Origin of the sequence: Parageobacillus galactosidasius (genome assembly GCF_002217735.1) — a bacterium.
In the GTDB taxonomy this organism is placed as follows: domain Bacteria; phylum Bacillota; class Bacilli; order Bacillales; family Anoxybacillaceae; genus Parageobacillus_B; species Parageobacillus_B toebii.
Genome location: NZ_NDYL01000001.1, coordinates 581,369 through 593,444, shown reverse-complemented (window position 1 = coordinate 593,444; position 12,076 = coordinate 581,369). Strand labels below are relative to the sequence as shown.

Annotated in this window: 11 protein-coding genes and 3 pseudogenes; 2 read left to right on the top strand and 12 right to left on the bottom strand. The window is 40.2% G+C overall.

Annotation, left to right across the window (positions count from 1 at the left end; genetic code table 11):
• Positions 1 to 15: 15 nt before the first annotated feature.
• The 7 genes and pseudogenes from B9L23_RS03220 to B9L23_RS03185 form a co-directional block, all read right to left on the bottom strand.
• Positions 16 to 963, bottom strand: coding sequence for a cation diffusion facilitator family transporter (locus B9L23_RS03220; RefSeq protein WP_011230085.1), 948 nt, complete (start codon positions 961 to 963; stop codon positions 16 to 18).
• Positions 964 to 977: 14 nt separating this feature from the next.
• Positions 978 to 1,286, bottom strand: a complete 309-nt coding sequence (locus B9L23_RS03215) for an ArsR/SmtB family transcription factor (RefSeq protein WP_011230084.1) — start codon at positions 1,284 to 1,286, stop codon at positions 978 to 980.
• A gap of 291 nt (positions 1,287 to 1,577) precedes the next feature.
• On the bottom strand, positions 1,578 to 2,300 hold the full coding sequence (locus B9L23_RS03205) for a ZIP family metal transporter (protein WP_012749256.1): 723 nt from the start codon (positions 2,298 to 2,300) through the stop codon (positions 1,578 to 1,580).
• A gap of 136 nt (positions 2,301 to 2,436) precedes the next feature.
• Positions 2,437 to 2,910 carry a PCYCGC domain-containing protein gene (locus B9L23_RS03200; RefSeq protein ID WP_011230081.1) on the bottom strand — a complete coding sequence of 158 codons (474 nt, stop codon included), beginning with the start codon at positions 2,908 to 2,910 and terminating at the stop codon, positions 2,437 to 2,439.
• 317 nt (positions 2,911 to 3,227) lie between these two features.
• A pseudogene (locus tag B9L23_RS03195) lies at positions 3,228 to 3,647 on the bottom strand (transposase); the annotation flags it as partial.
• Positions 3,648 to 3,961: 314 nt separating this feature from the next.
• Positions 3,962 to 5,830: an RNA-binding domain-containing protein gene (locus tag B9L23_RS03190; protein WP_089096866.1), complete on the bottom strand. Its 1,869-nt coding sequence runs from the start codon at positions 5,828 to 5,830 to the stop codon at positions 3,962 to 3,964.
• Positions 5,831 to 6,134: 304 nt separating this feature from the next.
• A pseudogene (locus B9L23_RS03185) lies at positions 6,135 to 6,929 on the bottom strand (SpoVR family protein); the annotation flags it as partial.
• A gap of 251 nt (positions 6,930 to 7,180) precedes the next feature.
• Here B9L23_RS03185 and B9L23_RS03180 point away from each other — a divergent pair.
• Complete coding sequence (locus B9L23_RS03180) at positions 7,181 to 7,777, top strand: DedA family protein (protein ID WP_169712514.1); 597 nt, start codon at positions 7,181 to 7,183, stop codon at positions 7,775 to 7,777.
• Between the two features lie 122 nt (positions 7,778 to 7,899).
• A complete protein-coding gene (locus B9L23_RS03175; protein WP_012749250.1) occupies positions 7,900 to 8,151 on the top strand; it encodes a YhdB family protein in 252 nt (83 codons plus the stop codon).
• A gap of 84 nt (positions 8,152 to 8,235) precedes the next feature.
• Here the strand turns inward: B9L23_RS03175 and B9L23_RS03170 are convergent, their stop codons facing one another.
• The 5 genes and pseudogenes from B9L23_RS03170 to B9L23_RS03150 all read right to left on the bottom strand — a co-directional run bounded on the left by B9L23_RS03170 (position 8,236) and on the right by B9L23_RS03150 (position 12,050).
• Positions 8,236 to 8,817 carry an MFS transporter gene (locus B9L23_RS03170; protein ID WP_233252930.1) on the bottom strand — a complete coding sequence of 194 codons (582 nt, stop codon included), beginning with the start codon at positions 8,815 to 8,817 and terminating at the stop codon, positions 8,236 to 8,238.
• Positions 8,818 to 8,839: 22 nt separating this feature from the next.
• The gene (locus B9L23_RS03165; protein ID WP_012749249.1) at positions 8,840 to 9,370 is read right to left on the bottom strand and encodes an NADPH-dependent FMN reductase; all 531 of its coding nucleotides are present in this window, start codon (positions 9,368 to 9,370) and stop codon (positions 8,840 to 8,842) included.
• Between the two features lie 117 nt (positions 9,371 to 9,487).
• Positions 9,488 to 10,108, bottom strand: a complete 621-nt coding sequence (locus tag B9L23_RS03160) for a response regulator (protein ID WP_089096864.1) — start codon at positions 10,106 to 10,108, stop codon at positions 9,488 to 9,490.
• Positions 10,109 to 10,124: 16 nt separating this feature from the next.
• A pseudogene (locus B9L23_RS03155) lies at positions 10,125 to 11,257 on the bottom strand (GAF domain-containing sensor histidine kinase).
• Between the two features lie 70 nt (positions 11,258 to 11,327).
• Positions 11,328 to 12,050, bottom strand: coding sequence for an SDR family oxidoreductase (locus tag B9L23_RS03150; protein ID WP_062756346.1), 723 nt, complete (start codon positions 12,048 to 12,050; stop codon positions 11,328 to 11,330).
• Between the last annotated feature and the right edge of the window lie 26 nt (positions 12,051 to 12,076).

The window sequence follows — 12,076 nt, the reverse complement described above, 5'->3', positions numbered from 1 at the left end:
CTCTTCTGAAAAGGATTAAACTTTCATTTCCCCGTGATGGATTTGAGAGGTTTCAATTTGAATGGTTGCATGCTGAATTTTAAAGTGGTCCTCAATAAAATGGATCGCTTCTTGTAAAACCTTTTGGCTGTCTTGATGATCTTCAATCAAAATATGGCAACTTAATGAGTCTAACCCTGAAGTAATTGTCCAAATATGAAGGTCGTGAACGTTAATCACTCCTTCAATACTTTCTAAGGCTTTTTTCACTTCATTTTGGTCAATGGTAATTGGCGTTCCTTCCATCAAAATGTGAACCGTATGTTTAATCACTCCCCAAGCGCCTTTCAAGATTAATAAGGCAACCAAAATGGAAATAATGGGGTCAGCGACATACCAACTAAAGAGCCACATGACAAGCCCAGCGATGATAGCACCTACGGAACCCAAAGCGTCACCGATCACATGAAGATAGGCACTACGCAGATTGACATTATTTTTTACATCCCCTTTTTTCATTAACGCCCAGGCACTTAAAAGATTGGCAAAAAGTCCAATGGACGCAATCAGCATCATAGAGCCGCTAGCCACGGTTGGAGGATTGTAAAAACGTTCAATTGCTTCCCAAATAATAAATCCAGCGATAACAAACAAGGTAACTCCATTAAACAAAGCGGCTAAGATTTCAAAACGATAAAAGCCATACGTTTTATTGGGGGAAGCTGGTTTGGTGGCAAACCAAATTGCCACTAAGCTAAGAACAAGTGAACTAGCATCACTAAGCATATGACCAGAGTCAGAAAGAAGGGCTAGGCTGTTTGTGATTAAACCTCCGAAAAACTCTAACAACATAATTCCAGCGGTAATGAGAAGGGCAATTGTAAGCCCTTTTTTATTTCCTTCTCTACTGTGATCATGGTGATGTCCGTGGTGATGGTGATGACCATGGTGGTCGTGAGAATGATGGTGGTGATGATGATGCATGATAAAATACCTCCTTAATGATGTTCAGAATGGTCAATGGCTTGTTTTAATAATGAAATAACATGTTCGTCATCGCAGGAGTAAAACAGTGTTTTTCCTTCACGGCGATACTTAACCAGTCTCAGATTTCGTAACATACTAAGTTGATGGGAAACGGCTGATTGAGACATTTCCAACACTTCTGCAATGTGATTGACATTGCACTCTTCTTGCGATAACAAATAAAGAATTTTGATTCGTGTTGGATCGGCTAATACCTTAAATATTCGCGATACATTTTCAATGGTTTCAGATTTTAAGAAAGAATGGTCTTCCATCTTCATGATGATTCCCCTCACTTTATTTATTATATATGAGCATATGTTCATATGTATGTATCATATTTTATATTCATTTTTTTGTCAAGTTTAGGAAATGTTTTTTCATGAAAATGGGTTATTTAGCTCATAATGAATGGAAGGAGGATGATGACAACCGTTCAGGTGGAAAAATCGGACTTGCAACATGGCGATTTAAGGGTATAAAAAGGACAGCAGTGAGCTGTCCTTTCGAATATCAGCACATCTTTTGTAAATTCTTCTTCAAGTTCCCGTATGACGTTATCCTCAAGTTTTTTACAGAAAAAACAAGTAAAATGAAACCAATATAAAACCGATTATAGCCATGATAACACAGTATATTTTGGTAGATGCGCGTAAAGCTGTTCCAAAAATTTCTTTTCCCGTCACGGAAAGCATTACCCCCATCGCCAATGCGATAATCATTGCTACTAACCAAGGAACCCCCATTCCGTAATTGCTTCCGATGAATGCTCCAACTCCTATGGGGGCGGAGGCTATGGTTGCCCCAAGTATGATGCTGAGAATTCCAAACCCAGCCATCAGCAAGGGAGTAAAAACAGCAATACCTTCTGGAATATTGTGAAGCATAATCGCAGTCATCATTGGTTTAGTCAATGAATCGTGAGTATTGGCTCCAAGTGCGATGCCTGTTGGAAAATTGTGTAGGGCAATACTGAATGTTAAAAATAGACCAGAATGTACAAATAAGTCTTTTTTAGCGTCATTGGTAATAATGATCACATGATGGGAAACCTTTTCTAGATGCTTATAAATAAAATAACCAAAAATCAATCCGACAATAGCAATAAACCAACCTCCAATTTCTATGCTTTCAGGCAAAATTTCCATCGTGACCAGTCCAAATATCATACCACTACATACTGAAAAAATGGTTGGCGTTCCTTTTTGCCAGCCTTTAAACAACCAAGCAATCACTCCGCCAGATAACATTCCAATAGCAGAAGCAGAAAACCCTAAAAGCCAAAGTGAGTTCATCCATCATCCCCCTTGTACTAAGTTGTCTTTACTTTTATATCTGCCAAACTTATAAAATATGCCTTAAGAAAACAAAAAATCCTCCACCGTGGGAGGATTGTAAAGCCTTCGTTTTCGGAAAAGTGAGGTTTGTTTATTATAAAGGCATTGGAGTTTTAGTTGGTTTTGCGTAACCTTCTTTGTACTTTTCATCAATGTAATGGCGAATTTCCTTTATAGACTTACCTTCTTGTTTCATTTTAATGGATTCCGCTGCGATTTGTAAGCAAACACCACAACGAGTACCGTGGTCATCCCAGACAACAGAACCATCTTTATTGATTTTTTTGACAAAGCAATTCATACTACTTTTATGTCCCGCACTCTCGGCACAACCGCAATAACAAGGAATCCATTGTAACAACTCTATTGATTTGCCAGCAGCTTGATATACCAAGCGGACCTCTTCACTTTGACCTTTCAAAAAGGTCGGTAAAACGTCAGCAGAAGCAGTTTTTTCTTGCAAATCCCCATTGGAAGAATGCTCTTGATGTGATTGTTCTTTATTGGAACTGCAAGCCGAAATGATCAAAGTGAGCAGAAGTAAAACAATCATTCCCTTATATTTCATCCTTGTCACCTCTTATAACATTAGACATGACTAATATATCATAAGGGGTGGACATATTCAGCGTAATAATAAATTGTTCAAAATATTGTCAATTTATAAAGCTAAATCAACATATTATATTAGTCAACTATAATATGATCAGTTATAATAGGTACCGTCAAGAATTTTGTGTAATGCAAGATAGATAGGGTATCTCTGAAATGGATTTGGAATGGATAGGGGACTAGTTTCCTCCACACGAGGGACTGAATATTCAGTCTATTGCGCAGAAAGGGAGAATCCCCTTATCGTATTGGTTTGATATTTACATTATTTGGTTAATTGTAACGTTCTTCAAACATTCGCTCGAGGGCTTCCTGTGCTTCGGCAAATCCTCGCAACTTTCGTCCTGCCCATTTCTCATTAAAATCTTGGATGGTCAAATACACGACTTTTTCCGCGGCTTCTAAACTGCTCAAACTGTTCATCGGCTTTAGACGTTTCCGAATCTCTTTGATCGTTCGTTCAATGGCATTGGTTGTATAAATCACACTTCGAATACTGCTCGGATAGTCCATAAAGGTGAGAAGGACATCCAACTCATTTGCCCACGATTGGACTTCCCTTGGGTATTTGTGAGACCATTTGGATTGAAACTGTTGAAACATCTCCAATGCGATTTCTTTATTCGGAGAACGATAAATGAGTTTCAGGTCCTCCGCCATTTCGAATTGATCTTTTTTCCGAACACAACGGAGATAGCAGCCGTTTCTCCTATTCGGTGTTCGAGCCTGTTCGATTTCGAGGAAATGTTTGATTTCTTCCCGCATAATCAGCTCTAATTTTTCTTTCACAAATTGACGAATAACACTTTCCAGTTGATTTGCCCAGTCGACATTCGGTATACTTCTTTTAGACATAGGTAGGGTTCTCCTTTCTCTAAGATTTTTGGTCCAATCAGAGAATACCCTACCTTTTTTCTTTTGTTCTAGCAAAATGTTTTACACAAACTTTTATACATCATCGAGAAATTTGTCTAATAACAATAAACCAGCATTAGGAATCCAGTATCCTAATGCTGGTTAAAAAGAGATCGTGTCATATATGCTTGTTTCGGATGATTTACTTGCTCCGGATATAGCAGTTCTAACTTTCCTTCCCTAAGCAATCGTGAAATGTACTTTTTGCGAAGAGGATCCATCTGCCTATTCAGTAATTGACTTAATTCTTTGAGCGTTAACGGCTTAATTGCACAAAGATTTAAAATGATCTCATCCATTTCGGAAGGATGTAATCTCTTTTTCTTCCTTGCTAATTCAGAAATATCCAATAGCACTTTTTCATGATCTTTTGTTTGTTCGTTTTCGTTAGGTCCGGAGTTAGCAGCGTTAGGTCCGGAGTTATTAGCACTAGGTCCGGAGCTTATTCGATTATATCTGGAGTTCCCTATAGACTTTTGATGAAACATTTCCGTTAGCGTATATTTTGTACCTCTTCCTTGTCCATTTGGTTCTAAATATCCTTTTTCCACCAGTCCGGATAATAATTTGCTTATTTCATCACTCTTTTTATCTGTCAGGCTTTGCAATCTCGTATTGGTCACATAATTTTCTTGATGTGCCGTCACTAAAATTAATACTTCATCATTGGTTAAAAACTTATAATGTTTCCCAAGAACTGCTTTTAGAAAATCGACGCTTTCCTGCGGTAATAATGAAGTTGTTCGCAACGTAAGAATCGTGCGATCCGGCTGAAATTCTTCAATTAATTCTGGGGCAGTCCAATGTTGTTCTTTCCACGCCAAATGAATATTCTCAATCCCCGACCCTGCCCGTTCACCAAGTCCGATTAACATAAACATTTTAAAAATCGTTGGATTTCTCGGATCACTTATTCCACCTTTCAGTGCTTGTTGCAAAGGAATCCGAAGAACACCCGGGTTGGAAAATCGAAATAACATCTTTTCCTTTTCGATAACAATTCCGCGTCGCCCGTAGTAATCGGCATGAGCCAACGTATTGACTAAAGCCTCACGAAGAGCAGCGTGCACCCTTGTATCATCCTTGCGAAAAAGCCCCTCCATTTGAAAAGGAATGTTTAAATCATCCGTTAGTCTGCGGATCACTTTAAAATAAAAATCATACAAATTCCCCGACCAAGTGCCGTCGGAAGAAATAATCCGATCTGTCCATCTCTCCCCCGGCACATCCGAACTCTTTTCCCGATATTCTAAGAAATACTGCGGTAAATACTCTGTAATGCTGCGCTCTTCCCCAAACATGAGCAACCCGGCTAATGTTAGCCCTTCCTCGTTGGTTTCGCGTAGCCTTCCCAAAGCTCCAATTTTATATAAAAAGTCCTTCAGTTCTAAACCATTCCAAGGATGATCTGGTTTCAAAGAAGAAAAGCGATTTCGATAACTTCTCACCGATTCCATATTCAAATCATTTAAACCGTAATTGGGAAGAACTTTGCTGTCTTGAGGAATTGGCGATTGGTCCGCTATCATTCGCTGTACTTCTTCTTTTGTACATTTATAGTCTCCTTCATAATTGCGGCGATATGTACCTGTAAAAGGATTATGACCAATATAAATTGGCTTGTCCTCACGTGAAGCTCTTGGAACATAAATTTTCACGATTTCTTTCCCATCAACTTCAATAATTTCTACATTTCGATCCACTAAGATATTTTTACTAATCCTTTGTGGATTATTAATTCCATCCCAAAAGTCTTTGACTAACTTTTTTGCATCAACATCGACTGGGAAAAACTCTTGTCCTTTTTGCTCAACCCCAAGCAAAATAATACCGCCATTTGTATTTGCAAAAGCAGAATACGTTTCCCAAACATCTTTCGGTAGACCGCCTTTGGCTGCTTTACATTCCAATTCGGCATTTTCTCCATCTTCTATAATACGCAACAAATCCTTCGCGTCCATTCCGCCATATATCTCCTTTAAATTTCTAATATTTAATACAAATTATTTGACAAAGAAAAGAAACAATCCTTTTAACATTTAACAAATTATACAATTTCCCATTTGTCAAAGAAATCTATGGTTCACCAAAATGTATTACAAACGTTATTTTAGCATGATCGCTAAACATTATCGAACCATGCAGCAACCATGAATCAAATGAGCAATATTTAAAAATTTCGACATCAAACAAATAAAAAATCACTTCCGCATACAAGTGATTTCTCATTTACATATTTAAAGCTCCTTTGCGAAACGAAGTTCAGCCTTCGTTCATGATTTTCGTCTCCAACTGCGGCCAAAAGTATAACATTTCTTCGCGCATCATCGTTAAAATATCGCGCTGCCATTCTTCCAGCTCACGGCTATATTCTTCAATAAACAATAATACGTCTTTTTCCGGTTGCGGCGGGAATTTCCGTCGCTTTTTACGCGGTGGCGGAGTCGGCTTATCTTTTTCATCGAGCAACCATAAATCATCATATGGCGACGCTATTTTTGGCGGTTCTTCTTCTTCGTATACTTCCGTATCTTCCAAAGTCCATGATAATTTCGGACGAAGCAGTGACGGATCGATATGCTCTTGAATCGCCAATACCGCATCTAAAAACTTTTCTACTTCCAATTTTCCATATTGATGTTCGTAATGTTTGATTCTCTCGGCGGTTGCTGCCATGCTTTCGACCATATCCCGCTTTGTGTTGCTGAAACGAACGTTATTTTTGAAAAAGTCACTATGCGCTAATACATGTGCGACGATCAATTTATTTTGAATCAGCGAATTTGTATCCAATAAAAATGCGTAACAAGGGTCAGAGTTAATGACTAGCTCGTAAATTTTGCTTAAGCCTAAATCGTATTGCAGTTTCATTTTGTGAAACTGCTTGCCAAAAGTCCAGTGGGAAAACCGCGTTGGCATGCCATACGCACCAAACGTATAAATAATATCCGCTGGACAAATTTCATAACGCATCGGATAAAAATCAAGCCCAAACCCTTCAGCGATTTCCGTAATCTCCGCAATCGCCCGTTCCAACTCCTTCAAATCATCTTGTCGCATGCACATCTCCTCCCCTTTTCCCTCTTATCACAATGTATGAGAAAAAAGGAGTTTTGATACGTATAAGTCCATTCCATATTTCGCGTTTAATCCATACGACTGATCAATCATATGTTTACTTTTCTTCCCCATCTTTATATAAAAAATTTCCTTCAACGTATGTATTGTTTATAATGGACATTAGCAAATAATAAAGCCCATTTATTTTCTGCTGACTCGCTTTGCTCATACTATTAAAGTGTGGTGATACAGTGGAGCATTATTTACATTATTTTATCGATCATTTTGGATATATCGGCATTATGGTCGTGTTAATGTTAGGAATTGTCGGTATGCCGATTCCGGATGAGCTGCTACTTACGTACATTGGATACCGAATTTCCACAGGTTCCATGTCATATCCTATCTCATTTGTTTTTGGCTTTATTGGTGCTATAGCTGGTATCTCCATCAGCTACTATTTAGGAGTAAAACTCGGATTGCCGTTTTTGCAGAAAATAGGTCCAAAAATACATATTACAGAAAAGCGAATAGAGCAAACGAAAGCATTATTTGCCAAACTAGGGCCATCGGTGCTGTTTATTTGCTATTTTATCCCTGGCATCCGTCATCTTGCTGCATTTTTAGCTGGATTTAACGCATACGATCGAAAAAAATCTATGTTATATGCCTATAGCGGAGCATTTGTCTGGGTCTTCACCTTTCTTACAATTGGTAATTATTTAGGGAAGAATTGGATTATAATTAAACAATATATGGATGAATATCGCACTTTTTTTATGGCCGTATTTATTCTCCTCATTTGCCTGCTCACAATATATTGGTTTTATCAGCAAAAAAAGAAGTAAAACACCGGCACTTTGAAACCGGTAAATTTATTTTTTACCTTCTAACGTAACATTTACAGCGTAAAAAAAAACAAGAACCATCATACACTAAAGACATCTCCTTCTATAAAGGAGGCATGAACTTGAACACCATCGATTATGACAAAGCATTATACTATACGCACCGCTCCGAATGGGATAATTTGCTTATTTTAATGGTGCGTACACAAGATGATTTGCTTTCGAAAAAAATTGAGCAATTTCTTCACGCCTACAATTTTGAATATGATTACTCAGTCATTCAAAAGCGGCTAACCGCTCTGTTGCGTTATATCGACCATGCCCTTGAGGCAAGCGAACAAAAAACAGGAGCTGAGCAATACGCTTATTCGTAAATAAAAAACGGGGAATTGGTTCGATCCAATTCCCCATTATTTATCCTATCGATTCTCCGACCGATGTATAAGAAAAATCTCCTTTTATCCTTTCAGATGAAATTGTTCTTTTTTCACCGATTCTCCAGTCCTTAGCACCAATAGCCCGGAAATGATAAGCAATCCGCTTAATATGGCATATGGAATCAGGACATGTTGTAATGAAACAAGACCAGTAAATACGCTTAACAAGATGGAACGAATAAGAAAACCGAACGCACGAAATAAACTGTCTACCCGTCCGATTTTCTCATTTGGGATTCGTTCCATCATTAGCGAGCTGCGTGCCACCCTTGTACCCGCATTGCCAAACGCGGTAATGCTTACAAGCAGATAAAATATCCACGTGTTTTTTACGAAAAGAAACATCGTCATCGCCATCGCATACATAAATACGGTGATCGTAATGCTTATTTCTGTTCCGATTCTCCTCAGCAATAACGGAACTACAGCCCCTGCGAGCGCTGCGCCAATTCCATACACCATACTTTGGATTCCGTATACCGAACTATCTTCCTTTAAGACATCGGTGATATAAATCGGATGAAGATAATTGGTCATCATCACACCAATAAAGGGCATGAACGAAGCAAGCAAAAACCAAAACAACAGCGGACAAGCTTTCATATAGCGGCATCCTTCGGTCATCTTATTCTTTTTTCTCTCTCCACCACTTGGCTGCGCTGATATAACGGTGCAACTCAGAAAGGATATCATCCACTTGCATAGCCGCCGCTTGGGTTAAATGATCATCAACGAAACAAGAGGAATCTAAGACAAGCTGTTTTGGAATGGCGTTGGCATGCAATCCACGCATTACTGTACGCATATTGTTTAAGGCATTGATTCCGCCTTTTCCTCCCCCTGCCACCGCAATAAGAGCAGCTGGTTTGTGTTCGAATTGATCGCTGCTTAAAAAATCAAGAGAGTTTTTTAGCGCTCCGCTCATCGCACTATGATACTCTGGGGAACAAAGCACAATGCCATCGGCTTGCTGAATTTGTTCGCGTAACTGGCACACAGCAGGCAACTCTTCTTGGCCTGCTTCACCGTTATATAGCGGTATGGCTCCTTCACTTAAATCGATAAGCTGCGCTCCATATTGCTTTGCAATATGTCTAGCGACGATTCCCGTTCTCCCCGATTTGCGCGGACTTCCGTTCACTACAACGATATGCATGGCATTTCTCTCCTTTTTTCCTTGTTTTTCTGATTATAGTGTAATCAAAGGAATGGCTTCTTTCGCCGGCAAATCGGGGGAGCTGTACATACGAAAATAGCCGAAGCCTCAATACAACTAAAGTCTGAGATGTTTTACAGCATAAAGAGCCGCTTGGGTGCGATCCGCAAGATTTAACTTAGCAAGTATATTGGATACATGCGTTTTGACCGTTTTTTCTGTAATCATTAATGCTGCGGCAATCTCTTTATTGCTTTTTCCTTTCGCAATTTCCGCAAGCACTTCTTTTTCCCGCTTCGTCAATGCTTCAATAAGTTGTTCCTTACGATCCCCTCCCTTTGACACATGAGTCATTAAATGCGTGGTGACTTTCGGGTGAAGCTGATTTTCGCCTCGGTACACAGATATAATCACTTGTACTAACTGATCTGGTTCTACATCCTTCAATTGATACCCCGATGCGCCGGCACGAATGGCGGGAATAACATGATCCACATCAGAAAAACTTGTTAAAATGAGAATTTTCTTATGAGGAGACAGTTCCTTTATTTTTTTCGTTCCTTCCACGCCATCCATAACCGGCATGACCAAATCCATTAACACGACATCTGGTTGCAGTTCTTTCACCCGTTCCACCGCTTCTTTTCCATTGGACGCTTCACCGACTACGTTAATTTCTTTTTGCGTGTTGAGGAAAAATGCTAATCCTCGCCGAACAACATGATGGTCATCCACAATAAGTACGTTGACCCCATTATCCTCTCCCCTTTTTCAACGGAATGATGACATCAATCGTCGTTCCTTCCTCTGCGGCACTTTTGATATGAATGTCGCCATTTAACGATGCGACCCTCTCTTTCATACTATTTAAGCCGAGAGAAAAAGGATGTCCATCCGTCTTGGAAAATCCGCATCCCTCATCATGTATTTTCATATGGACATAGTGCTTTTGGACGTGGATCGCCATATCAACCTCAGACACTCCCGCGTGTTTTTTGCAGTTATTCAATGCTTCTTGTCCCACGCGCCATAAACACTCTTCGACTTCATTAGATAAATCGATCAGTCCGTTAATATCCACGGTTACTTTTAACCCGAGCATATCTCCGTAATGCTGAAAGGCGTTGGCTAGCCCATGTTCCAACCCATGCGGACGAAGCTGCCAAATAAGCGCCCGCATTCCTGAAGGGCTTCTTGCGCTAATTGTTGAATGTAGGCGAATGTATCTTTTATTGTTTCGTCTTGAGTCATTTCTTTTGCGCCGCGTGCCGTCAACTGCAGCGAAAATAATAACTGGCTCACCGAATCGTGCAAATCTCGCGCTAAGCGGTTGCGTTCTGCTATTAACGCGAGGTTTTGTTCATTTTCAGCGAGCTTGATTCGCTTTATTGCTGTCCCGATTTGATAAGCAACCGCTTCTAATAATGCCAGTTCTTTATTTGTAAAACTCGTTTTATGCGGAGCAGCTACATTGAGCACTCCAAATTTCTCATCCCCTGCACGAAGAGGAATGCTCGCGTGGTGGGTAACGCCATTGGTATCTCCCCATTGCTCTTCGATTGCCTTTTCAAGCCGCTTGCATTCAATGACATTCGCTGCCCGCTGCAGCCGCCCATCTCTGTACCGTTCCAAACACCAACAGCCTCCTTCGCACATCGGCTTCTTATTTTCCCATGTCAGTGCAGGAGGTAATTGATAGTCAGCAATAAGAGAGTATCCTTCTTTTGGATGAACAAAAAAAATCCAGCCGCATTGCAATCTCATCACTTGTATTAATTCCTTTAATACCGTCTGCAGCATTTCCTTTAAATCATTGCACTCATTCAATGTTTCGGCAATGGATTTTAATGTAAGCAATTCTTGAATATCCTGCTTGTCCTTGCTCATTTTCCTTCCCCCTTCGCTCCAATCGTATAGAAAAAAGACAACGCCGACCTTCGGCATTGTCTTTTTCGGCTTATGCAATAGGATACTGTTGAATGAGCGGATGAAGGACGATTTCATCGATCAGCATGTGCTTTGGAGCGCTTGCCATATAGACGACTGCTTTGGCGACATCTTCGGCTTTTAGCCAATCGCGTTTTTCCGGAACGCCTTGGACCGAATTGGCGAAGTATGTATCAACCATTCCTGGGTTAATCGTACCAACGCGAATGCCGTATTTTCTTACTTCCTGCGCCAGCGAACCGGAAAATCCTTGAACAGCGTATTTGGTCGCGGTGTATGCCGCTCCGTTCGGAATCGTGTAGCGGCCGACATCGGAAGAAATGGTAATAATCGTCCCCGATTTTCTTTCTTTCATATGCGGAAGCACGGCTTTTACTCCGATGAACACGCCTTGAACATTAACGGCAAAGATACGTTCCCATTCTTCCACAGTTGTCTCTTCCACTTCTTTAAAAAATCCGATCCCTGCATTGTTGACGAGAATATCGATTTGCCCAAACTCTTCTAATACTTCTGTGACCATCTTTTGCATCTGCTGTTCATTGGCAACGTCCACTTGGAACGCCTTCACATAAGAGAATCCTTTTTCTTTCAGCTCTTTTTCCGTTTCATAAACCCCTTCAGAACTTCCCACGAGCGCCAATTTTGCTCCTTGTTCCGCCAATTGAAACGCAATGGCCTTTCCGATTCCTCGAGAAGCTCCTGTGATAATCGCTACTTGGTTTGTTAACATGTGGCATGATCCTTTCCGTTATGTTT

Coding starts and splice junctions, on each gene's coding strand:
- B9L23_RS03220 (WP_011230085.1), bottom strand. CDS start 963: ATGCATCATCATCACCACCATCATTCTCACGACCACCATGGTCATCAC.
- B9L23_RS03215 (WP_011230084.1), bottom strand. CDS start 1,286: ATGAAGATGGAAGACCATTCTTTCTTAAAATCTGAAACCATTGAAAAT.
- B9L23_RS03205 (WP_012749256.1), bottom strand. CDS start 2,300: ATGAACTCACTTTGGCTTTTAGGGTTTTCTGCTTCTGCTATTGGAATG.
- B9L23_RS03200 (WP_011230081.1), bottom strand. CDS start 2,910: ATGAAATATAAGGGAATGATTGTTTTACTTCTGCTCACTTTGATCATT.
- B9L23_RS03190 (WP_089096866.1), bottom strand. CDS start 5,830: ATGGACGCGAAGGATTTGTTGCGTATTATAGAAGATGGAGAAAATGCC.
- B9L23_RS03170 (WP_233252930.1), bottom strand. CDS start 8,817: ATGAAAGCTTGTCCGCTGTTGTTTTGGTTTTTGCTTGCTTCGTTCATG.
- B9L23_RS03165 (WP_012749249.1), bottom strand. CDS start 9,370: ATGCATATCGTTGTAGTGAACGGAAGTCCGCGCAAATCGGGGAGAACG.
- B9L23_RS03150 (WP_062756346.1), bottom strand. CDS start 12,050: ATGTTAACAAACCAAGTAGCGATTATCACAGGAGCTTCTCGAGGAATC.